The organism is Streptomyces sp. LUP47B, assembly GCF_001746295.1.
Taxonomy (GTDB): Bacteria; Actinomycetota; Actinomycetes; order Streptomycetales; family Streptomycetaceae; genus Streptomyces.
Window position 1 is genome coordinate 522163 of record NZ_MJAH01000004.1, and the last position, 21696, is coordinate 543858.

Sequence of the window (21696 nt, forward strand, 5' to 3'; positions counted from 1 at the left end):
GAACCGTTCACCCGCTGCTGGCGTCGCCGTCCAGGTCGGTGCACTGCCGCAGCACCCGCAGTTCGTCACCCTCGACCCGCATCTCGTACAGCTTCCCGCGCGCGTTCTCGAAAGGGCGGTGGAGGATCATCATCAGCCGGCCGTCGAAGGTCCGAAACAGCATCCCGTGCCCGCTGTCGTCCCGGACCAGCGGCCGGCGCTGTTCCCAAGGGCCGTTCAGCTCACCGGACTTGGAGACGGCGTAGGTCTGCACGTAACCGCCGCTGACGGTGCCGTCCGCACCGGCCGTGTTCTTCTCGTACGTCGACCACAGCATGAGGAGGGCGCCGTCAGGGGTGCGGTGGAGCTGCGGGCCGTCGGTGACGTAGGGCGCGAGCTGGTGCGGTACGCCCGCGGGGATCTGCTCACCGAGCCAGAACGCGTCCGAGCCCTTGAACAGAAAGACGGGCTCGCCGACCGTCCCGGTCAGATCGGGAGCCAGCCGGACGGCTTCCATCGTCCCGTCGACGGTCTGCAGCCACTCGTGCGCGTACACCATCCAGGGCTGCCCGGCCGGATCGACGTAGAGCGTGCCGTCGAGGGTCATGAGGCGCGCGGGCGGAGTGGGCCCGGAGGGGTCGACGACGGTGAAGGGGCCGAGCAGCGAGTCGGACACCGCGGTGATCGTGCCGCGCGCGTGGTTGGGCAGCTGGAAGGGCGTGCCCCACCGCCCGGCCGGTGGCACCGGCAGCACCCGGCCCTCGTCGTGCAGCGTGGTGAACAGGTAGTACCTGCCACCCCACGCGTGCACCTCCGGCGCCCACCCGCCGTCCCGCGCCCAGATCCCCTCCTGCTCATCCGTCCGGAACACGACGACCGGCCGCGCCCAGTCCCGCAGATCCCGACTGCGGTAGACCATCGTCCCGACGCCCTCCACCCCCGACACGGAAGGTTCGTTGGAGGTGTAGAGGTAGTACGTCCGCGTCTCGGCGTCGGCGACGACGAACGGATCGTGCAACGGCATCTCGGGCAGCCGCAGGGGCTCGGTCTCGGTCACGGCTGCACGATACGTGGCCGTCCTGATCAGCCGTCGAACTGGAAGCGGACCGTCATCTCGACCCTCACGTCGTCCCCCGCACCGAGCCCCTCCGGCCCCCGCACCGCGTTCTTCAGCGGCAGCAGATAGCCGCCGTCCTTCGGGAACAGCGACGTCGTGAAGGTGATTTCGCCGATCCGGGCCTCGACCGGGATGACGCCCCAGCCGTACGTGGCCATCCGGGCCACCTCATCGATGTCGGCGGACTCCTGATCGGGCACCGGGACGAAGTAGTAGGGCGCCGGACCGCGCCATTCGACCACCCGGCCGGTGAAGGTGAGCTGCATCGGGCCCCCGTTGCGCGGAAGACGTCAGGACCCGTTGTACCGCGCCGCGATGTCCGTGAGATAGCCGCGCAGCAGGATCTTGGTCTCCTCGAGCAGCGCCGCGTCCCCCTTCGTTTCCCGGCGGAAGGCCTCCTGGGCGAGGGCGTCGGCGGCGAGGATCGCGGCGTGGCAGACGCGGGCGAGGGTCTCGTCGTCCTCGGCGAGCCGCAGGGCGAGCAGGATGCGGCGGATCCCGTCGGCCATCCTGCGCTTGTGCTCGCGGTCCGCGGTCCGGGTCCGCTCGGTCAGTCCGCTGCCGAACCACAGGGCACGGAAGCCGTGTTCGGTACGGTAGATCTCCGCGTACGCGTCGACGAGGACGCCGACCGGATCCTCCCAGCGCTCGGCGGCAGCGGCCTCGACGAGCGCGTCCATCGCCGCTTCCAGCTTGGCGAAGTAACCGGCCGCGAGCGCGTCGATGATCGCCCCGCGGTCAGGCAGGTACTGGTACAGCGAGCCGACCGACACCCGCGCCTCGGACGCGATCCGGGTCGTGGTGAGCGACTCGACGCCTTCCTCGACCAGGATGCGCTCCGCGGCTTCCAGAACCCTGGCCAACCGGGCCCGGCTGCGGGCCTGTTGGGGAGTACGGCGCAGGGCGCCGACCCATGCGGCCGGCTCGGCGTCCGGGGTGGGCTCAGTCACGGGACGCCCTTCGCTCGTTCACCTGACGACCTCCGAACGTGAACGTGACTTTGTTTCAGGTTTAGGTTAGCGTCGCGCGCATGACCGACTCAAGCCCGGTGCTGAGCGAGGAGCGGACCGCCGTGGCGGACGCCTGCCGCCGTCTGGGGGCCGAGGGCCTGCTCATCGGTACGGCGGGCAATGTCAGCCTACGCGTCGAGGACCACGTGGCGATCACCGCGACCGGCGCCGTCCTGGCCGAGCTCACCGCGGACCAGGTGACCGTGGTGGACCTCGACGGAGAGATCGTGGCCGGCGGCCTGCTGCCCACCTCGGAGCTCGACCTGCACCTGGGCGTCTACCGCCGGTACGGCACCGCCGCCGTCGTGCACACCCACGCCCCGATGGCCACCGCGCTCTCCCTCGTCCTCGACGAACTGCCCTGCATCCATTACCAGTTGCTGGCCCTCGGTGGCACCGTCCGGGTCGCACCGTACGCCACCTTCGGCACCCCGGAACTCGCGGAGTCGGTCCTCACCGCGCTGGAGGGGCGCGGTGCGGCCCTGATGGCCAACCACGGCGCGGTCACCCACGCCCCGACCCTCGACAAGGCGGTCGAGCACGCGCTGCTCCTGGAGTGGGCCTGCGGTGTCTACCAGCGCGCGGCCGCCCTCGGACAGCCCCGCTTCCTCGACGAACAGCAGCAGATCGCGGTGATCGAGGCCGCCCTCGCCCGCAACTACGGCACCACGCAATCCGCACAGGAGGGGAACCGATGAAGGCACAGAACGTCGTCACCATGGGTGTGCACGTGCTGGACGTGCTGGTACGGCCGGTCGAGGAGATACCCGAGGGCCAGGGCGCGACCCTGGTCGAGGACATCCGCATGACCGCCGCCGGCACGGCCGCGGGCACCGCACTCACCCTCGCCAAACTGGGCGCGTCGGTGCGCACCGCCGGGGCGATCGGCACCGACCCGACGGGCGACCTGCTCACGCAACTGCTCGACAAGGCGGGCATCGACACCGGGCTGCTCGTCCGCCGTGTCGACACATCCACCTCCGCGACGGTCCTGCCCATCCGCCCCAACGGTGACCGCCCCACCCTCCACCTGCTCGGCGCCAACATCACCTACGGCCTCGACGACGTGCCCTGGGACGCGGTCGCCGAGGCGACCCACCTCCATCTCGGCGGCCCCGAGCTGATCGGCGCCGAGGTCGCCGCCCGCATCCTGGCGCACGCCAAGGACCACGGCGTCACCACCTCGGTGGACCTCCTCGCGCCGGGTGAACTCGGCACCTTCGACCAGATCGAACCGCTGCTGCCGTACGTCGACTTCCTGCTCCCCAACGAGGACCAGGTCCTCGGCTTCAGCGAGGAGGACGACCTGGTGACCGGCGCGAAGAAGTTCCTGGCCGGGGGAGTGGGCCTGGTCGCGGTCACCCGTGGCGGCGACGGCGCCCTCCTGGTCACCGCCGAGGGCACGGAGACCATCCCCGCCTTCGAGGTGGAGGTCGTCGACACCACCGGCTGCGGCGACGCCTTCTCGGCGGGCTTCCTGCGCGGGATGGGCCTGGACCGCACGCCACGCGAGGCGGCGATCCTGGGCAGCGCCGCGGCGGCGCTGGTGGCGCAGGGACTGGGCAGCGACCATGGCGACTTCGACCTGGCGGAGGCCGACGAGTTCTCCATGACGAGCAAGACCCGCGCATAGGCCGCACCCATACGTTGCGGTCCGCGAGGGGTGCGGAATGGGCATGGGGCGCCCGGTGTTGCGGCAGCATCGAGTCCGTACCGCGCCACCGCACTCCTGGGAGTACCCATGCCCCGCTCCGAAGCCCGCGTCGCCACCGACCGCCCGCACCGCTACGCCAAACAGCTCGCCTCGCACCTCGGGCGTCGCAGCCAGACCACGTGGGACGAGGACAGCGGTGAGGGCAGCCTGCTCTTCCAGAACGGAGGCAAGGGCTCCCTCACCGCCACCGAAGGCGCGCTGCTGCTGACGCTGGAGACGGAGTCCGAACACCTCGATCTCCTGGAGGGCGTCGTCGGCAGCCACCTGGTCCGCTTCGGCAGCAAGGACGAACTCGTCGTCGAGTGGACGCGGGGCAGCGGTGAGCCCGGCACCACGCAGCGCAAGGAGACCGACTGACGGGTGACCTCAGATCGCGCATCCCACGTGGGCCAGCGCCTGCTTGAGCAGCACCCCGTGACCGCCGGGCATCTCACTCTCCACCGCCGGTGACAGGGCCTCCTGCGGGCTGAACCACACCAGGTCCAGGGCGTCCTGGCGGGGCTGGCAGTCGCCGCTCACCGGGACCACGTAGACGAGGGACACCGCGTGCTGGCGCGGGTCGTGGTAGGGCGTGACCCCCTGGGTGGGGAAGTACTCCGCCACCGTGAAGGGCTGGAGGGAGGGCGGGATCCGGGGCAGGGCGACAGGTCCCAGATCCTTCTCCAGGTGGCGCAACAGGGCGTCCCGGACCCGCTCGTGGTGCAGGACGCGGCCGGAGACCAGCGTCCGGCTGACCGTTCCGTCGGGTCCGATGCGCAGCAGCAGGCCGACGCTGGTGACTTCGCCGCTGTCGTCGACGCGCACGGGCACGGCCTCGACGTACAGGATGGGCATCCGGGCGCGGGCCTGCTCGAGATCGTCGGCGCTCAGCCAGCCGGGCGTGGTATCGGTCAAGTCAGACATTGCTAGATCATACTTTCCGGGGACGGCGGGCGCTCAGTCGCGCTCGCCTGGTGGGACGGGGGACGGGGCGGGAAGTCCGTAGAGGCGGCGGGCGTTGTCCCCGCTCGCCCAGGCCGCGACGCGCAACGCGTCCGGCAGGCTCAGCTCGTCGGCGTCCACCCGCTCCTGGAGCAGTGCGGTCAGCCCGTGCCGGAACGACAACGCGCCGAGCAGATGGAATTCGGCCACTCCGTACGCGTCGGAGCTGTACAGCAGCTTGCGGAACGGAGTGATCTCCAGCGCCTCCGCCAGGATCGCCCGGGACCGTGCGGGGCCGACGTAGTGCAGGGTGAGGCCCACGTCGAGGTACACCTGCTCGAACACCGCGGCCAGATAGGCGGCCTGCCGCTGATACGGCCAGCAGTGCAGCAGCAGGACCGGGATGGTGCCCGCGGTCAGGTGCAGCCAGTCCGTGAGGAGGGTCGGGTCCACGCGGTGCATACGGATGTCGCTGTCGCCGAACCCGGTGTGCAGCTGGAGGGGCAGCCCGAGGTCCACGGCGGTCCACAGCAGATGCCGTACGAGAACCGGATCGGCCAGTCGTCCACCGTGCGCGAGCCAGTCGGCGGCGGCACGAGTGACCTCCGCGTCCGAGGGGCGCGCCGGGTCCAGGTCGAAGCCGGTGCGGTAGGCGGCGACCGACTTCACGGCCACCACACCCGGCCGTCCCACGGCCTCCAGAGCGGCCGCGCGGAACTCGTCCGCGTACGCGTCCGGCTCCACGCCGCGCGCCGCCACCGCCTCCGCGACACCCTCCAGCCGCACGATCTCGTACGCCGTCCCGCCCGCGGCCTCGGCCAGCTCCGCCGGTGTGGTGAGACGTTCCGGCGCGTAGCCGGTGTCCACGCAGAACACGTCCGTGCCCGCGGCGGTCAGAAAACGCCGGTTGACCTCCTGCGGGCCGAGTTCCGCGCGGCGGGTCAGGTAGGCGTCGGGCGGCGCGTGGCGCGGGAGGTCCAGCAGGGGTGCGCAGTGCCGGCGGACCGCCACACCGACGGGGCTGTCGAAGGAGGAGATCCCCGGCCAGGCCGCGCCCTCGGTGAGCAGCGACTCGAAGCCCGTCCGGTCGAGGCCGTCGACGACGACCCCGTGGCAGTGGTGGTCCACCAGCCGGACGGCGGCGAGGGCCTCGTGGACGCGTCCGCTCATGCTCAGTACTTCCAGCGGTACGCCGCCGCGATCTGCTCGTCGTCCAGCTCGGCCACGGAATCGCTCTCTCCGAAGCGCACGGCGACCACGGCGTCGGCGAGGACCGGGCCCAGCGCGGCCCGCAGCTGTTCGTCGGCGCCGAACGCCCTGACCGCCTGGGAGAGGGAGGTCGGCAGCCGGCGCACGCCCAGGGCGGTGGCCCGGTCGGCGGCGAGCAGGGCCGGATCGCCGGTGATCTCCCTGGGGAGCGGCATGGCCGAGGTCAGACCGTCGAGCCCGGCGGCGATCAGACCGGTGAACGCGAGATACGGGTTCGCGGCCAGGTCGACCGGCTTCAGCTCCAGGTTCGCGGCCCGGCCGGTCCGGCCCGCCGTGCCGGTGACGATCCGGACGGCTGCCTCCCGGGTTTCGCGGCCCCAGGCGGTGAACACGCCCGCCCACTGGGAGGGTTTGAGACGCAGATAGCTGGCCGGGCTCGGCGCGGTCAGCGCCGTGAGCGCGTGCAGATGGGCGAGGACGCCCGCGATGAACGACTCGGCCTCGGGCGTCATGCCGTACCGGCCCTTGCCGCCCGAGTGCAGGTTCACGCCCTCGCGCCAGGCGGAGAGATGGAGATGGCCGCCGTTGCCGACGCCCTCCGCGAAGACCGCGGGAGCGAAGGAGACGACCAGCCCGTGCCGCTGGGACACCGCCCGGATCGTCTGCCGTACGAGGACGCTGACGTCGGCCGCCGCCACCGGGTCCAGGGCAGCCGTCGAGATCTCGAACTGCCCGGCGGCGTACTCGGGATGGAGCTGCTCGACCTCGATGTCCTGCTCGTCGCAGGCCGCCAGCAGGTCGGCCGCGTAGTCGCCGAGCTCGACCTGCCGGGTGGCGCCGTACGCCGGTCCCGACACGGCGGGCACGAAGTCTCCGTCCGCCGCCGGGCCCCGGCCCACCGCCCACTCGATCTCGACGCCGGCCTTGAAGGTGATGCCGTGCCGCTCGGCGGCCTCGGTGACGATCCGCCTGAGGGCCGTGCGGGAGCAGCCCGGGTGCCGCTCGCCCTCCTGCGTGATCCGGTCGACCGGCGCCCAGGCCCAGCCGGGCTGCCCGGCCAGCGCCACCAGCCGGTCGAGGTCGGGATAGAGGCGCAGATCGCCGTCGGGGGAGCCGAGGGTGTCGGTCGTGACGATGGAGTCGTTCGCCAGGAACGTGTCGAACACCGGCGACATGCCCACGCCCCAGGCCGCGGCGGAGGCCAGCTTCGCCGTCGGGATCGTCTTCACCCGGCAGATGCCCGCGGTGTCGACGTAGGCCAGGACCACGCCGCGTACGCCCTTCTCGGCCAGCTCGTCGCTCAGTTCGGTGGCCCGGTCCACGTCACCGGGTCGGCCGCCGGGAACGGGGTCGGCAAGGGTGGTCATACGTCCTCCACGACGGGCTCGGCCGGATCGGATCCCGCGTCAGGGTTTCACGGCCACTCCGCCGAACTGCGGTACCACGACCGGGGAGTCGGACTCGGCACGCCACTGCGAGCAGGAGACCAGGCCCGGTTCGAGGAGGTCGAGTCCCTCGAAGAACATGGCGATGTCGTCGCCGCTGCGGGCCGTGATCGGCGGAGTGGCGTTCTCGTTCCAGAACTTCATGGCCGGGATCTGGCCCTCGCCGCCGAGATCGGCGTCGAACGTGGGGTGCGTCAGGGCCAGATGGCTGCCGGCGGGCATCGCGGCCATGACCTCCCGCGCGATCCGCCGGGCCTCCTCGGTGTCGAGGACGAAGTTGAGGATGCCGAGCATCATCACCGCGACCGGCTTGCTCAGGTCCAGGGTGTGCGCGGCGCGTTCGAGGATCGCGGCCGGGTCGTGGACGTCGGCGTCGATGTAGTCCGTGATGCCCTCGGGGGTGCTGGTCAGCAGGGTGCGGGCGTGGACCAGCACGATCGGGTCGTTGTCCACGTAGACGATCCGCGCGTCGGGGGCGATGCGCTGGGCGATCTCGTGGGTGTTGTCCACCGTGGGCAGCCCGGTGCCGATGTCGAGGAACTGCCGTATGCCCTGCTCCTCGGTGAGGAAGCGCACCGAGCGGCCCAGGAACCAGCGGTCCGCGCGGGCGACCTCCTGGATGATCGGGAACATCCCGGCGACATGATCGCCGACCCGCTGGTCGACCTCGTAGTTGTCCTTGCCGCCGATCCAGTAGTTCCACACGCGCGCGTTGTGCGCCACACCTGTGTTCAGCCTCGCCGACGCACCCGACGGGGTGTGGCTCTCGCTCACGACTGTGCTCCTTCTCGTGCCTGCGGCCGTTGCCGCCATTGTGCCGCCCGATGATCAGCTTGTCCCGGAAACGGCGACTCGAACGCCCCCTCCGACGGCCGACTCAGCGCTCCCGCCCCGCGTGCCCGTTCTGCCAGGCCCAGGCCGCGATCTCCACGCGGTTCCGTGCGGCCAGTTTGAGCTGGACGCTGGAGAGGTGGGTCTTGACCGTGGAGAGGGAGACGTACAGCTCGGCGGCGATCTCGGCATTCGTACGGCCGAGGGCGACCCGGCGGACCACGTCGAGCTCACGGTCCGTCAGGGGCTCGGTGACCGGAGCGGGGCGGGGCGCGCTGACCGGCTCCGGCGCCGGGTCCGCCGTGACGTGCCGGAGCAGGCGGACGGTGACCGAGGGGGAGACCAGTGAGTCGCCGGCCGCGGCGGCCCGGACCGCCTCGGCGAGGAGCGTGGGCCCGGAGTCCTTCAGCAGGAACCCGCAGGCACCGCCGCGCAGCGCGCCGTAGACGTACTCGTCGAGATCGAAGGTGGTGACCACGACCACGCGCAACGGATCGGTGACGTCGGGCCCCGCCAGCAGCCGCGTCGCCTCCAGTCCGTCGAGCTTCGGCATCCGGATGTCCAGCAGACACACGTCGGGCCGCACCTCCCTGGCCAGCCGCACCGCTGTCTCCCCGTCGGCGGCCTCGGCGACCACGGTGATGTCCGGCTGCGCGTCCAGGAAGAAACGGAAACCGGTACGGACCATGTCCTGGTCGTCGGCGATCAGCACGCGGATGGGCGCTGTCGGCGGGGTGGGGCTCGTCATGGGGCGATCATGCCTCAGGGAGCGGAAGGGGCGGAGCGGCTGTGGATGGGGGCGGTCCCTGGCGGGGGAAGTGACTCCACTCTCACCCGCGGACCCCTGCGCCCGCCTCGGCCGAACGGCCATGGTCTCCGGGCCCGGCACGGCGGCGCCTCGACCGTTCGGCCGATCCCGTGCGCGGCGGCCGCACATACGGTGAGCGGCATGAAGTCCGTATCTGTCCGGGGCTGCGCGGGCGGCGCCGGTGTCGGCGCGCTGTTCGCGGCCGTGTTCGTCGACGTGGCCTACTCGAGCGGGGGTGACGGTCCCTCCTGGCCTCCGGCCGCGACCCTGCTGCTCGGCGGCGTCGCCGTGCTGTGGCCGGCCGCCCGGCACCCCCGGTGGCTCACCCCACAGCTGCGCACCACCGTGCCGGCCGTCGCCTCCCTGGTCTGCACGGTGGACTCGGTGGCGCGCTCGGGCGCCCTGTTCGGTCCGGGCGAGCTGGCGATCCTGCTGTGCCTGCTGTTCGTCGCCGTGCGGCACTGCCCGCGCCACTGGGTCGTGGCCTGTGCCGCGCTCGACGGGTGCGCCGTGCTGGCGCTTCCGGTACGGCCCTTTCTGGGCGAGCTGGACACCATGCTGGGGTTCATGCTGATCGGGCTCCTCCTGGTCGGCCTCACGATCGCGTTCGCGGCGTACCTGCGCTCGCAGGACTACCGGCGGACCGTCGCCGTCGGCGAGACCCGGCGGGCCGAACGCCTGGCCATCGCCGCCGACCTGCACGACTTCGTGGCCCACCATGTGACCGGCATCCTGGTGCAGACCCAGGTGGCCCGCATGATGGCGGACACCGGCACCGAGGAACTCGACCCCGTCCTCGCGGGTATCGAGCGTGCCGCGACCGAGGCGCTGGCGTCGATCCGCCGCACGGTCGGCGTCCTGCGCGACACCGACGACGCGGCCGACCGCCGTCCGGTGGGCGACCTCGCGGGTGTCGCCGATCTCATCGAGGGCTTCGCGAGCCCCGTCCAGAGGGCCACCCTGCAGCGCGAGACCGCGGTGCCCGACGACCTTCCGCACGAGGTGCAGGCGGCCGCCTTCCGGGTGGTGCAGGAGGCCCTGACCAACGTACGGCGGCACGCGGGCGACGCCACCCAGGTCACCGTCGGGCTGCGCTACGACCGGGCCCGCCTCCAGGTGTCCGTGTCCGACGACGGGCGCGGCGGCAGCCAGTTGCCCGCGGCGGCGCACGGGGGCGGCTTCGGTCTCGTCGGCCTGAAGGAGCGAGTGACCGCACTCGGCGGGGAACTGCACGCGGGGCCGCGGGCGGAGTACGGGTGGGAGGTGCGGGCGGACTTTCCCGGGTGACGTGGCGGCCTTTCCGGGGTGGTGCGGGTGGGCTGTCCTGGGGTTGTGGCGGTCGCGGGTGACGCGCGGTCGACCCGTCCGACGTGGCCACCGTCGGGACCAGCGGTGCTTCCTGGGGTGTCGGGCGGTGGTCTGTCCCCGGGGGCCTTTCTGGGCTGCTGCCGGGTGGGCTGTCGCGGGCGGGGTCGGGATCTTTTCGGGTGGCGCAGGTGGTCTGCCGCGGGGGGCGCGGTCGAGCCGTGTGACGAGGCCGCCGTGGAGACCAGCGGTGCTTTCCGGGTGGCGGGCGGTGGTCTGTCCCCGGGGCGTGGGGGCCTTTGTGGGCTGCTGCGGGTGCTCTCGCGGGCGGGGTCGGGGTCATTTCGGGTGGCGCAGGTGGTCTGCCGCGGGGGCGCGCGGTCGAGCCGTGTGACGAGGCCGCCGTGGAGACCAGCGGTGCTTTCCGGGTGGCGGGCGGTGGTCTGTCCCCGGGGCGTAGGGGCTTTTCCAAGTTGCTGCGGCGGGCTGGCGCAAGGTGGCGTGGTGGTCCGGTGTGAGGCGATGCGGTGCCGAGTGACGCGGGCGGTCTTTCCCGGGTGAGGGGACGGGTTGTTCAATGGGGCTGCACAGGAGAGGAGCCGTCCGTGTCCCCTGCCCCCGTGCCGCCGGTCGGCGCACGCATCCGGCAGGCGCGTCTGGAGCGCGGCCTGGGCCTGCGCGCCCTGGCCCGCGAGGTCGGCGTCTCCGCGAGCCTGGTCTCCCAGATAGAGACCGGGAAGAGCCAGCCCTCGGTCAGCACCCTGTACGCCATCACCACCGCTCTCGGTATCTCCGTCGAATCCCTCTTCGAAGTGCGGGAGACCGCCGCCGTCGTGCACGCTCTGGCGGCCTTCGCGGCCGACCCCGGCCGACGTATCGGTCCCCTGGTCACACCCGGTGAGCGTGACGTGCTGGAACTGGACTCCGGCGTCGTGTGGGAGCGGCTCGGGCACGTCCCCGGCACGGACGTCGACTTCCTGCTCGTCACCTACCGGCCCGGCGGCTCCTCCTCCGGTTCGGGCGGCCTGATGCGGCACGCGGGCACGGAGTACGGCTATCTGACCTCCGGCGAACTCGTCCTCACCCTCGGCTTCGACGAGCAGGTCCTGCACCCCGGTGACGCCGTCAGCTTCGAGTCCACGACCCCCCACCGTTACCGCAACGACGGCGAGGAACCGGCCGTGGGCGTCTGGTTCGTGTCGAGCCAAACCGTTCAGTGACGCTTGACACTCCTCGCGGACGGTCGTTGACTCGACGGTGGGGGTGGTCGCGATGGCGATCCGCACTTACGGCCCCAATGCCGTCGACTGGGAAGAGCGCGTCGACCTGGACCGGCTGCGCAGACAGCGTCTGGCCCGGCTCCACGACACACTGAACCGCTCCGAACTGGGAGCCGTGCTCAGCTTCGACTTCGCCAACATCCGCTACATGACCGCCACCCACATCGGCACCTGGGCGATGGACAAGCTGATCCGCTTCGCCCTGCTGGTCCGCGGCGGCGAACCGATCGTCTGGGACTTCGGCTCCGCGGCCCGCCACCACCAGCTCTACAACCCGTGGCTCGACCACAGCGACGGCAAGGGCGGCCCGCCCACCGGAGCCCGCGCGGGCATCTCCACTCTGCGGGGCGCCTTCCACCCGGACGCCGGCATCGCCGAGGACGTCGCCGCGAAGATCGCCACCGAGCTCCGCGCCCACGGTCTCGCCGGCGAACCGCTCGGCATCGACGTCGCCGAGATGCCGGTCCTGGCCGCCCTGCGCGCCGAGGGCATCGACGTCGTCGACGGGCAGCAGGTCTTCCTGGAGGCCCGCCGCATCAAGACCGGCGACGAGATCTCCCTGCTCGCCCAGGCCTGCGCGATGGTCGACGCGGCCTACGAGGAGCTGTACGGCTACCTCCGCCCAGGAGTCCGCGAGAACGAGTGCGTCGGACTGGTCAGCAAAGTCCTCTACGACCTCGGCAGCGAGTACGTCGAAGGTGTCAACGCCATCTCCGGGGAACGCTGTTCACCCCACCCGCATGTCTACAGCGACCGCCTGATCCGGCCCGGGGACCCCGCCTTCTTCGACATCCTGCACAGCCACCTCGGCTACCGCACCTGCTACTACCGCACCTTCGCCGTGGGCAGCGCCTCCCGTGCCCAGCGCGACGCCTACGTCCGCTGCCGTGCCTACATGGACGAGGCGATCTCCCTGGTCCGGCCGGGCGCCACCACCGCCGACGTCGTGCGGGTCTGGCCGCGTGCCGAGGAGTTCGGCTTCGCCGACGAGACCGCCGCGTTCGCCCTCCAGTACGGCCACGGGGTGGGCCTGTCGATCTGGGAGAAGCCCATCTTCAGCCGCCTGGTCTCCCTCGACCACCCCGAAGTCCTCGAGGAGGGCATGGTGTTCGCCCTGGAGACCTACTGGCCCGCCGCCGACGGCTGGTCCGCCGCCCGGATCGAGGAGGAGCTGGTCGTCACCGCCGACGGCTGCGAGGTCATCACCAAGTTCCCGGCCGAGGAGCTGCTGGTGGCCGGCCGCAAGTACTGGACGGTGGGCGGCGAGCTCAACACCGCCCGGGAGGCGCAGTCCCACCTGAACACGGGAACCACCGATGGACACCGCTGAACTCCTCGCGTCGTACGAGCAGATGGCCCTCATCCGCCGTACGGAGAAGGCAGCCCACGACCTGTTCCTCCAGGGCCTCGTCAAGGGCACCACCCACCTCGCCGCCGGTCACGAGGCGATCGCGGTCGGCGCGAGCGCCGCCCTGCGCGACGACGACTACGTCTTCGCGACCTACCGCGGCCACCACCACGCGATGGCCCGGGGCGCCACCCCCGAGGAGTGCCTGGCCGAACTCATGAGCAGAGCAACGGGGTTGTGCAGGGCCAAGGGCGGATCCATGCACCTCACCAAGGCCGACGCCAACATGCTCGGGTCCTACGCCATCGTCGGCGCCCACCTCCCGATGGCGGTCGGCGCCGCCTGGTCCGCCCGGCTGCGCGGTACCGGACAGCTCGCGGTCGCCTTCTTCGGGGACGGCGCCACCAACATCGGCTCCTTCCACGAGGCGCTGAACCTCGCCGCCGTATGGAAGCTGCCCGTGCTGTTCGTCTGCGAGAACAACCTGTACATGGAGTACACGCGGATCTCCGACGTCACGGCGGTGCCCCGGCCGGCCGCCGACCGGGCGCCCGCGTACGGCATCCCCGGTGAGGTCGTCGACGGCAACGACGTCGTCTCCGTCCAGGAGGCGGTGGCACGGCTGGCGCGGCGGGCCCGGGCCGGAGACGGGCCCGCCGTGCTGGAGGCCGAGACTTACCGCCACTTCGGACACAGCCGGGCCGACCCGGCGACCTACCGCCCGGCCGAGGAGGTCGAACGCTGGCTCAAGCACGACCCGCTCGACATCGCACGCGGGCGGCTGATCGAGGCCGGGGTGCCCGAGGAGACGGTCACCGCCGCCGACGAGCGCGCACAGACAGTCGTACGGCAGGCGATCGAGGCCGCGAAGAGCGCGCCGCCGCCGGATCCGCGGGAGGCGTTCACCGATGTGTGGGCGGACGGAGGTGCGGCATGGCGGACGTGATCACGTACCGGGAGGCGGTCGCCGAGGGCATCGCGCGGGAGATGCGACGCGATCCGTCCGTCGTCTGCCTGGGCGAGGACATCGGCGAGGCCGGCGGGGTGTTCAAGACGACGGCCGGGCTGCTGAAGGAGTTCGGGCGGGGGCGGGTGTGGGACACGCCGATCTCCGAACAGGCCATCGTGGGCGCGGCGATGGGTGCCGCGATGACCGGGATGCGGCCCGTCGCGGAGATCATGTTCTCCGACTTTTTGGCCTGTTGTTGGGACTACCTCGCCAACGAGATACCCAAGGTGCGTTACATGACGGGCGGCCAGGTCACCGTGCCCCTCGTCGTTCGCACCGCCAACGGCGGCGGGCTCGGTTTCGGCGCGCAGCACTCGCAGGCCACCGAGAACTGGGCGCTGACCGTCCCCGGGCTGAAGATCGCGGCGCCTTCCACCCCCGCCGACGTCGTGGGGATGATGGCGGCGGCGATCCGCAGTGACGACCCGGTCGTCTTCTTCGAGCACAAGGGGCTGCTGGCCACGAAGGGGCCGCCCCCGCCGCCGGACCATGTGGTCGAGCTGGGGCGTGCCGCCGTCGTCCGTGAGGGCGCCGACGTGACGCTGGTCGCGCTCGCCTCGATGGTGCCGGTCGCGCTCACGGCCTCCGAAAGGCTCGCCCAGGAGGGCATCGGCGTCGAGGTCGTCGACCTGCGCTCACTCGTGCCGCTCGACATGGCCACCGTCCTCGCCTCGCTCGGCCGGACCTCCCGGCTGGTCACCGTCGAGGAGAACCCGTACCAGGGCGGCTGGGGCGCCACGCTCGTCTCCGTCGTCGCCGACGAGGGTTTCGCTCTGCTGGACGCGCCGGTGCGGCGGGTTGCGGCGGAGTGTGTGCCGCTGCCGTTCGCGGACGTGCTGGAGGAGCAGGTCATCCCCACCGTCGACAAGGTCGTGGCGGCCGTCAGGAGCCTGGCCGCGTACTGAACACCCCCTAGGAGGAAGCGCGATGACCCATCGGATACTCCTTCGTGCCGGACACGTGCTCTCGATGGACCCCGCGGTCGGGGACCTGCCCCAGGGTGACGTCCTCATCGAGGACGGGAAGATCGCGGCCGTGGACCGCGAGATCGGCGCGGACGCCGAAGTCCTCGACATGACCGGCCGCATCGTGATCCCCGGCTTCGTCGACACCCACCGCCACACCTGGGAGGCCTCGATCCGGAACGTGGCGCCCGACGCCACCCTCGACGACTACTTCGTCGACATCCTGGACACCTTCGCGCCCCTGTACACGCCCGAGGACGTGTACGCGGCCAACCTCGCGGGCGCACTGGAGTGCCTGAACGCCGGCATCACCACGCTCGTCGACTGGTCCCACATCAACAACACGCCCGAGCACCCGGACGCGGCGATCCGGGCCCTCACCGAGACCGGCATCCGCGCCCAGTACGCCTACGGCAGCGCCAACACCTCCCTCGCCGACTACTGGTTCGAGAGCAAGATCGCGATCCCGGGCGAGGACGTACGCCGTGTCCGCACCGAGTACTTCGCCTCGGACGGCGGCCTGCTCACCCTGGCCCTCGCCACCCGCGGCCCCGGCTTCTGCGTCAACGACGTCGTCACCTCGGAGTGGTCCCTCGCCCGAGAGCTGGACATCCCGATCACCGTGCACGTGGCCATGGGACGGCTCGCCGGCCGCTTCGGGATGGTCAAGCAGCTCCACGACCTCGGACTGCTCGGCCCCGACACCACCTACGTCCACTGCTGCTACTTCAGCGAGGAGGAGTGGCGGCTGGTCGCCGACAGCGGCGGTACGGTCTCCATCGCGCCGCAGGTGGAGACGCAGATGGGGCACGGCTGGCCGCCGGTGATGAAGGCGATCGAGCACGGACTGCGCCCCTCGCTCAGCATCGACGTCGTCACCACCGTGCCCGGCGACATGTTCACCCAGATCCGCGCGGCCTTCGCCGCCGAGCGCGCCCGCGTCAACGCGGCGAGCTGGCAGGCCGACGTCCCGGTCCCCGACACGATGTTGACAGCACGTCAGATGCTGGAGATCGCCACCCGCAACGGCGCGCATGTCGCCGGCCTGGAGGACCGCACCGGCTCCCTCACCCCGGGCAAGCGCGCCGACGTCGTCGCGATCGACGCAACCGCCCTGAACGTGGCCCCGGTTCACGACGCCGCCGCGGCCGTCGCGCTGAGCGCCGACGTGTCCAACGTGGAGACGGTCATCGTCGACGGCGTCGTCCGCAAACGAGACGGCAGGCTCATGGCCGACGTGGCGCGTGCCCGGCGCCTGGTCGAGGAGTCCCGTGACCGGCTGCTGGCCGCGAAGGAGGCCCGGGCGTGACGCGACACCTGGTGCGCCGGGCCGCCGACGTGCCGGAGCCGTCGTACGACGAACACGGCTACCGGCGCCGGGAGTTGGTCGGGGAGGGCGACGGCAGCTCGCACACCGGTTTCGGGATGTGCGAGCTGCGGCCCGAGGGCGCGGTCGCGGCCCATGTGCACTCGTACGAGGAAAGCTTCCACGTCCTCGACGGGACCGTGGTCCTCGATGTGCCCGAGGGGTCGTATCTCCTGGAGGAGGGGGACTACGGTCTCCTCCCGACCGGGGTCCCGCACGCGTGGCGCGGCGCCGGGGACACCGTCGCCCGCTGGGCCGACATGCTCGCGCCGGTGCCGCGGGCCCGGTACGGGTACGACACCCAGGCGGTCCCGGCGTGGCCCGCGCGCCCGCCCGTCCGTGTCGACGTCCGTGATCCGCGCACCCGGTCCCTCGGTCACTTCGAGCCCGCCCAGATGGACCCCGGCAAGCAGTCCCAGGACCTGCTCGCGGTGTCGGCGAGCATGCGGACCGCGCTTCTCGTCTACAGCGGAATCACGGTGAAGATGATGGTCGACAGCGATCTCGGCGCGGTGGCCTCGACGATGTTCATGGTGCAGTACGCGCCCGACGGCGTCGCGGGCACCCACGACCATCCCTTCGAGGAGACGTATCTGTTCCTCGAGGGCGAGGTGGACGCGGTCTTCGACGGTGCGCGGCACCGGCTCGGTCCGGGCGACTGCGCCTGGGCGGGCGCCGGTTGTGTGCACGGCTTCTCCAACGCCGGTGACGGGCCGCTGCGTTGGCTGGAGACCCAGGCCCCGCAGCCGCCGGCGCGGCACTCGTACCGCTTCACGCGGGACTGGGACTACCTGAGGGAGGCTTCCCGATGAGCGGCGTGGTGGTGATCGGCGGAACCTCGGGTATCGGCAGGGAGTTCGCCCGGGTGCGGGCCGAGCGCGGCGACGAGGTGGTGATCACCGGCCGCGATGCCCACCGCACCGGCACCGCGGCCAAGGAGATCGGCGCCCGGGGGCTCGCCCTGGACCTCGCGCGCCCGAAGGAGATCTCCGACGCGCTGGGGGACGTCGGGACCGTGGACCACCTGGTCGTCGCGGGCGTCTCCCGGGACGAGAACCGGGTGAGCGCGTACGACATCGACGCCGCCGTCCACCTCGTCACGCTCAAGCTCGTCGGCTACACCGCCGTCGTGCACGCGCTGCGGTCCCGGCTGCACGACGACAGCGCCATCGTGCTGTTCGGCGGACAGGCCAAGGAGCGGCCCTACCCGGGTGCGACGACGGTGGCGACCGTCAATGCCGGGGTGACCGGGCTGATGCACACCCTCGCCGTCGAACTCGCGCCCGTCCGGGTCAACGCGATCCACCCCGGAGTCGTGGGCGACAGCCCCCACTGGGGGGCCAAACCCGAGCAGGTCCTGGCGGAAGTGCGGACCAGGACCCCGACCGGACGGCTCGCGACCGTGGCGGACGTGGTGGACGCCGTGGACTTCCTGCTGCGCAACGGCTCCGTCAACGCGGTGGGGTTGAGCGTGGACGGGGGGTGGCTGCTGGGATGAGCGGTCGGCCCGCGGGCTCAGCGCTTGATGCCGACCGCCCCGTACAGCGATACGGGATCGCCGTCCTCCCGCGCGTCCGGACGCCACCGTGACAGGGAGACGATCCCCGGCTCCAGCACCTCGAGTCCCTTGAAGAGACGGCTCACTTCGTCGTGCGAGCGGGCCACCAGGGTCACCCCGCTCGCCGTGTACGCCGCGATGCCCGCGTTCACCTTCTCCGGATCGAAGTCCGCCGTCATCGCCGACAGCACCAGACAACTGCCCGGCGCCAGCGCGCCGACCAGCGTGTCCACCAGTTCCTGGGCGCCGTCCTCGTCGGAGATGAAATGCAGCAGCGCGACCAGCGACAGCGCGACGGGCTGCTCGAAGTCCAGGACGGCGGAGGCCCCTTGGATGATCCGCTGCGGCTCGCGGGCGTCGGCCTGGAGGTAGTGCGTCGCCCCCTCCGGCGTGCCGTGCAGCAGAGCCTCCGCGTGGGCGAGGACGATCGGGTCGTTGTCGACGTACACCACGCGCGCGTCCGGTACCGCGGACTGGGCGATCTGGTGGAGGTTGGGCTCGGTGGGGATGCCGGAGCCGATGTCGAGGAACTGGCGGATTCCCGCTTCCCGTACGGCGACCCGCGTGGCCCGCTCCATGAACCGGCGGTTGGCGCGTGCCTGCCGGGGCGCGTCCCCCTGTGCCGTGATCCGTTGTCCGAGCTCCTCGTCGACCGGGTAGTTGTCCTTCCCGCCGAGGAACCAGTCGTACACCCGGGCCGGATGCGGCCTGCTCGTGTCGATCCGCCGGCCGGCCGACTCGATCCCGGTCACACAAACTCCTCTGCTCGACTGGATGTGCGAGCAGTTTGCCACGGCCCCCGGCGGGCCGGAGGGTCTCTTCGGCCGGCTCGTCGGGGATGGCCGAACAGGCATGGCCGACGGGCGGAAACCCGTCGGCCATGGCCCGTCGTCCGCTGTGGCTACGGCCTGAGCGGGTCGTGCCCCAGCGTCATCAACCGGTGCCTGCGCACGGTCTTCTCGGCCTCGGGCTCGTTCTCCACGTCGACCTCGGCGGTGACGGTGTCCACGACCTCGTACATCACCTCGATGTCGTCGTCGGTCAGGTCCGTGCGCCGCTTCTGCAGGATCGCGAGGACATGCTGCCCGGTCGGCTCACCCGCGTGCTCCGGCAGCGGCTCCGCCGACTCGTCGGCGTCGCTCACCCGCAGCCAGGCGGCCAGTTCCTGCGAGGTCATGTTCACCACGCGGTGGAAGTCCTCCCACAGCGCGTCGAGTTCGAGGGTGTCGGTCATCGCATGCGCCTTTCGGTGGTGCTTGGGGGCAGGTCAGTCCCGGGGCCAGTTCTCGGCCTCGAACATCCAGCGCTGCTTCTCCAGCTCCGCGGTGATGCCGATCAGCAGATCCTGCGTGACCGGATCGGCCTTCTCGGTGGCCTCGATGCGCTCGCGCAGCCGGCCGATGGCCGCCTCCAGCGCCTCCACGATCAACCGGACGACCTCGTCGTCCCGGATCCAGCCGGGCTTCGAGCCGGGCAGCGTATAGGCCGCGGCGACCGTCTCCGGCCGCCCGTCGGGCGGCAGGCCCAGAGCCGAGGCGCGCTCCGCCACCGTGTCGGAGAACGAGCGGGCCGTCGACACCACCTCGTCCAGCTGGAGGTGGATGGACCGGAAACGGGGGCCCACGATGTTCCAGTGCGCCTGCTTCCCGATCAGCGACAGGCCGAGCAGATCCACCAGAGTGCTCTGCAGGGCCTCACCGACCACCTCGCGGGCGGATTCGGGCAGGGTGCTCCTCACCACAGTCATACCGTGCTCCTCCTTCTGGCATGGTCAATGCCGTCACGGAGCAGCGCGTCGCGCTCCTGCTCGCAGGTTCCGCCCCACACGCCCGAGGTCTGCCCACCGCTGAGCGCCATGTCGAGGCACTCCAGGGTGACCGGGCAACGGGCACACACACGCTTCGCCGCTGCGATGTCCCGCAGCGCGGGTCCTTGTGTGCCCACAGGGAAGAACAGCTCAGGGTCCTCTCCCACGCAGGCCGCTCGACGCAACCACTCCATGGGGGCGCGGGTGCCCAGGGCGTACTCGTGCAAACAGCGATGTCTCAGCGTGTGAGCAGGGCGTCGATGATGTCCGCACGTGCGCGAAGACCGCCGCCCTGGCGGCAGCGCGCCAACAGGACCACTCGGCGAGACGGCACTTACCAGAGCGCCTACCTGCACCTACCATCGGTCTCCGCATGGACACGATGACGCTCTGGCACATTTCCGGTTGGGGGTTCGCCGCGCTCGCCGCCGCGGCGGTGCTCGTCGGCTTCTCCAAGACGGCCGTGAGCGGTGCCAACACGGTCAGTCTCGCGATCTTCGCCGCCGTGCTGCCCGCCCGCGCCTCCACCGGCGCCCTCCTGCCGATCCTGATCGCCGGGGACGTGCTCGCGGTGCTCACCTACCGACGGCACGCCCACTGGCCCACACTCTGGCGCCTGTTCCCGGCGGTCGCGGTCGGCGTGGTCGCGGGCACGCTGTTCCTGCGATGGGCGGACGACGGGATCGTACGGACGTCGATCGGCGCGATCCTGCTGTTCATGGCCGGAGTGACGCTGTGGCGCCGTCGGGCGGCCGGCGCGGCGGAGGAACCCGACGCGGTCGCCACCCGGACGGGCCGTGTCAAGGCCCGTTCCTACGGCGTCCTCGGCGGCTTCACCACCATGGTCGCCAACGCCGGTGGCCCGGTGATGTCGATGTACCTGCTGTCCGCGGGCTTCCGCAAACTCGGCTTCCTCGGCACCTCGGCGTTCTTCTTCCTGATCGTCAACGTCTCCAAGGTGCCCTTCAGCGTCGGCCTCGGCCTGATCGACGGTCACTCGCTGCTGCTCGACCTCGCCCTCGTGGCGTTCGTCGTGCCCGGTGCCTTCCTCGGCAAATGGGCCGTGAACCGGATCAACCAGAAGCTCTTCGAACAGTTGGTGATCGCGGCGACGATCGTGGGCGGCGTACAGCTACTGGTCCACTGACCTGCCCAGCAGCCCGGGCAGGTCCGCGAAGGACTCGATCACGTGGTCGGGCCTGCCGTCGGCGGAGCGGTGGGTCTCCGGGAGGTACTTGCCGGTCTTCACGAGCACCCCGGTGAGTCCGGCGCGCTGCGCGGCGAGCACGTCCGACTCGATGTCGTCCCCCACCATCAGCGCCTCGTCCGCCCCGACCCCGAGCCGTGCGAGCGCCGCCTCGAAGAACGCGGGTGACGGCTTGCCGGTGACCTCGGCCTCGGTCCGGGCGGCCTTCTCCAGCCCGGCCAGGAAGGCCCCGGAGTCGAGCTGGAGCCCGTCGTCGGTACGCCAGTACAGATTGCGGTGCATCGCCACCAGCCGGGCCCCGCGCTGGAGGTGCGCGAAGGCCTGGTTGAGCGCCGGGTAGCCGAACTCGGGCCCGGCACCGCCGAGGACGACGACATCGACGTCCCCGGATTCACCTTCGACGAGTGTGACGCCCGCGAGATCATCGGTGATGTCCCCGCTGTTCAGCAGCGTGCAGCGCGCGCCGGGACAGCGCTCGGCCAGATACGCGGCGGTGACCGCGGGCGCGGTGAGAATGTCCTGCGCCGTCACGGCGAATCCGGCTCCCTCCAGCACCGAGGCGATCGACGCCCGCGTGCGCGAGGTCGTATTGGTCACCAGCGCGACGCCGAAGCCGGCTTCCCGAACCTCCCGCAACGCTGCCACCGCCCCCGGCAGCGGCTCCCACGACACGGTGAGAACCCCGTCGATGTCGATCAGGACTGCACGCACGGATGCCATGCCCGGACGATAACCACGGACGGGCGGCAGCGCCTGTCGTCGTGCGTCTCGCCTGCCCTGCGGGAGGTCGACCGCCGCCGGCCGAAGCCGCATACCC

Annotated in this window: 25 protein-coding genes; 12 read left to right on the forward strand and 13 right to left on the reverse strand. The window is 71.4% G+C overall.

What is annotated here, in order from left to right:
• Positions 1 to 7: 7 nt before the first annotated feature.
• Genes BFN33_RS15930 through BFN33_RS15940 form a run of 3 tightly spaced genes read right to left on the reverse strand, consistent with a single transcriptional unit; the run spans position 8 to position 2046 of the window.
• Positions 8 to 1003 carry a glycoside hydrolase family 43 protein gene (locus tag BFN33_RS15930; RefSeq protein WP_088245344.1) on the reverse strand — a complete coding sequence of 332 codons (996 nt, stop codon included), beginning with the start codon at positions 1001 to 1003 and terminating at the stop codon, positions 8 to 10.
• Positions 1004 to 1062: 59 nt separating this feature from the next.
• On the reverse strand, positions 1063 to 1362 hold the full coding sequence (locus BFN33_RS15935) for a DUF1905 domain-containing protein (RefSeq protein WP_069760685.1): 300 nt from the start codon (positions 1360 to 1362) through the stop codon (positions 1063 to 1065).
• A 24-nt stretch (positions 1363 to 1386) separates the two neighbouring features.
• Positions 1387 to 2046, reverse strand: a complete 660-nt coding sequence (locus tag BFN33_RS15940) for a TetR/AcrR family transcriptional regulator (protein WP_069760686.1) — start codon at positions 2044 to 2046, stop codon at positions 1387 to 1389.
• Positions 2047 to 2126: 80 nt separating this feature from the next.
• Here BFN33_RS15940 and BFN33_RS15945 point away from each other — a divergent pair, with 80 nt between their 5' ends.
• The 3 genes from BFN33_RS15945 to BFN33_RS15955 all read left to right on the forward strand — a co-directional run bounded on the left by BFN33_RS15945 (position 2127) and on the right by BFN33_RS15955 (position 4177).
• On the forward strand, positions 2127 to 2804 hold the full coding sequence (locus BFN33_RS15945; protein WP_069760687.1) for a class II aldolase/adducin family protein: 678 nt from the start codon (positions 2127 to 2129) through the stop codon (positions 2802 to 2804).
• Positions 2801 to 3739: a carbohydrate kinase family protein gene (locus tag BFN33_RS15950; protein WP_069760688.1), complete on the forward strand. Its 939-nt coding sequence runs from the start codon at positions 2801 to 2803 to the stop codon at positions 3737 to 3739. The genes BFN33_RS15945 and BFN33_RS15950 overlap by 4 nt, the downstream gene beginning before the upstream one ends.
• A 108-nt stretch (positions 3740 to 3847) precedes the next feature.
• Positions 3848 to 4177 carry a DUF2218 domain-containing protein gene (locus tag BFN33_RS15955; protein ID WP_069760689.1) on the forward strand — a complete coding sequence of 110 codons (330 nt, stop codon included), beginning with the start codon at positions 3848 to 3850 and terminating at the stop codon, positions 4175 to 4177.
• A 9-nt stretch (positions 4178 to 4186) separates the two neighbouring features.
• On the opposite strand, the gene BFN33_RS15960 is transcribed toward BFN33_RS15955, so the two are convergent.
• The 5 genes from BFN33_RS15960 to BFN33_RS15980 form a co-directional block, all read right to left on the reverse strand.
• Positions 4187 to 4723 carry an NUDIX hydrolase family protein gene (locus BFN33_RS15960; RefSeq protein ID WP_088245341.1) on the reverse strand — a complete coding sequence of 179 codons (537 nt, stop codon included), beginning with the start codon at positions 4721 to 4723 and terminating at the stop codon, positions 4187 to 4189.
• Between the two features lie 33 nt (positions 4724 to 4756).
• Positions 4757 to 5911, reverse strand: a complete 1155-nt coding sequence (locus BFN33_RS15965; RefSeq protein ID WP_069760690.1) for an amidohydrolase family protein — start codon at positions 5909 to 5911, stop codon at positions 4757 to 4759.
• Positions 5912 to 5913: 2 nt separating this feature from the next.
• Positions 5914 to 7317, reverse strand: coding sequence for a glutamine synthetase family protein (locus BFN33_RS15970; protein ID WP_069760691.1), 1404 nt, complete (start codon positions 7315 to 7317; stop codon positions 5914 to 5916).
• A 39-nt stretch (positions 7318 to 7356) separates the two neighbouring features.
• Positions 7357 to 8169: an SAM-dependent methyltransferase gene (locus tag BFN33_RS15975; RefSeq protein ID WP_069760692.1), complete on the reverse strand. Its 813-nt coding sequence runs from the start codon at positions 8167 to 8169 to the stop codon at positions 7357 to 7359.
• A 103-nt stretch (positions 8170 to 8272) separates the two neighbouring features.
• Positions 8273 to 8974 (reverse strand): response regulator transcription factor, encoded by a 702-nt coding sequence (locus BFN33_RS15980; RefSeq protein WP_069760693.1) that lies wholly within the window; start codon positions 8972 to 8974, stop codon positions 8273 to 8275.
• Positions 8975 to 9175: 201 nt separating this feature from the next.
• Here BFN33_RS15980 and BFN33_RS15985 point away from each other — a divergent pair, with 201 nt between their 5' ends.
• The 8 genes from BFN33_RS15985 to BFN33_RS16020 all read left to right on the forward strand — a co-directional run bounded on the left by BFN33_RS15985 (position 9176) and on the right by BFN33_RS16020 (position 17805).
• Positions 9176 to 10321, forward strand: coding sequence for a sensor histidine kinase (locus BFN33_RS15985; protein ID WP_069760694.1), 1146 nt, complete (start codon positions 9176 to 9178; stop codon positions 10319 to 10321).
• A 623-nt stretch (positions 10322 to 10944) separates the two neighbouring features.
• The gene (locus BFN33_RS15990; RefSeq protein WP_069760695.1) at positions 10945 to 11559 is read left to right on the forward strand and encodes a helix-turn-helix domain-containing protein; all 615 of its coding nucleotides are present in this window, start codon (positions 10945 to 10947) and stop codon (positions 11557 to 11559) included.
• Positions 11560 to 11611: 52 nt separating this feature from the next.
• Complete coding sequence (locus BFN33_RS15995) at positions 11612 to 12949, forward strand: Xaa-Pro peptidase family protein (protein ID WP_069760755.1); 1338 nt, start codon at positions 11612 to 11614, stop codon at positions 12947 to 12949.
• Positions 12936 to 13913 carry a thiamine pyrophosphate-dependent dehydrogenase E1 component subunit alpha gene (locus BFN33_RS16000; protein WP_069760696.1) on the forward strand — a complete coding sequence of 326 codons (978 nt, stop codon included), beginning with the start codon at positions 12936 to 12938 and terminating at the stop codon, positions 13911 to 13913. Before BFN33_RS15995 ends, BFN33_RS16000 begins: the two co-directional genes overlap by 14 nt.
• The gene (locus BFN33_RS16005) at positions 13901 to 14881 is read left to right on the forward strand and encodes an alpha-ketoacid dehydrogenase subunit beta (protein ID WP_069760697.1); all 981 of its coding nucleotides are present in this window, start codon (positions 13901 to 13903) and stop codon (positions 14879 to 14881) included. The genes BFN33_RS16000 and BFN33_RS16005 overlap by 13 nt, the downstream gene beginning before the upstream one ends.
• A gap of 22 nt (positions 14882 to 14903) precedes the next feature.
• Complete coding sequence (locus BFN33_RS16010; RefSeq protein ID WP_069760698.1) at positions 14904 to 16250, forward strand: amidohydrolase family protein; 1347 nt, start codon at positions 14904 to 14906, stop codon at positions 16248 to 16250.
• Positions 16247 to 17119, forward strand: a complete 873-nt coding sequence (locus BFN33_RS16015; protein WP_069760699.1) for a cupin domain-containing protein — start codon at positions 16247 to 16249, stop codon at positions 17117 to 17119. The genes BFN33_RS16010 and BFN33_RS16015 overlap by 4 nt, the downstream gene beginning before the upstream one ends.
• Positions 17116 to 17805, forward strand: a complete 690-nt coding sequence (locus BFN33_RS16020) for an SDR family oxidoreductase (RefSeq protein WP_069760700.1) — start codon at positions 17116 to 17118, stop codon at positions 17803 to 17805. The genes BFN33_RS16015 and BFN33_RS16020 overlap by 4 nt, the downstream gene beginning before the upstream one ends.
• A gap of 17 nt (positions 17806 to 17822) precedes the next feature.
• Here BFN33_RS16020 and BFN33_RS16025 read toward each other — a convergent pair whose 3' ends face one another.
• The 4 genes from BFN33_RS16025 to BFN33_RS16040 form a co-directional block, all read right to left on the reverse strand.
• On the reverse strand, positions 17823 to 18617 hold the full coding sequence (locus BFN33_RS16025) for an SAM-dependent methyltransferase (RefSeq protein ID WP_069760701.1): 795 nt from the start codon (positions 18615 to 18617) through the stop codon (positions 17823 to 17825).
• 149 nt (positions 18618 to 18766) lie between these two features.
• The gene (locus BFN33_RS16030) at positions 18767 to 19099 is read right to left on the reverse strand and encodes a DUF3140 domain-containing protein (protein WP_069760702.1); all 333 of its coding nucleotides are present in this window, start codon (positions 19097 to 19099) and stop codon (positions 18767 to 18769) included.
• A gap of 33 nt (positions 19100 to 19132) precedes the next feature.
• Positions 19133 to 19612, reverse strand: coding sequence for a Dps family protein (locus tag BFN33_RS16035; protein WP_069760703.1), 480 nt, complete (start codon positions 19610 to 19612; stop codon positions 19133 to 19135).
• On the reverse strand, positions 19609 to 19866 hold the full coding sequence (locus tag BFN33_RS16040; protein ID WP_069760756.1) for a WhiB family transcriptional regulator: 258 nt from the start codon (positions 19864 to 19866) through the stop codon (positions 19609 to 19611). The genes BFN33_RS16035 and BFN33_RS16040 overlap by 4 nt, the downstream gene beginning before the upstream one ends.
• Before the next feature lie 179 nt (positions 19867 to 20045).
• Between BFN33_RS16040 and BFN33_RS16045 the strand changes: the two genes are divergently transcribed.
• Positions 20046 to 20819 (forward strand): sulfite exporter TauE/SafE family protein, encoded by a 774-nt coding sequence (locus BFN33_RS16045; RefSeq protein WP_069760704.1) that lies wholly within the window; start codon positions 20046 to 20048, stop codon positions 20817 to 20819.
• On the opposite strand, the gene BFN33_RS16050 is transcribed toward BFN33_RS16045, so the two are convergent.
• Positions 20805 to 21599, reverse strand: coding sequence for an HAD-IIA family hydrolase (locus BFN33_RS16050; RefSeq protein ID WP_069760705.1), 795 nt, complete (start codon positions 21597 to 21599; stop codon positions 20805 to 20807). The two genes, BFN33_RS16045 and BFN33_RS16050, sit on opposite strands and share 15 nt — an antisense overlap.
• Positions 21600 to 21696: the final 97 nt, after the last annotated feature.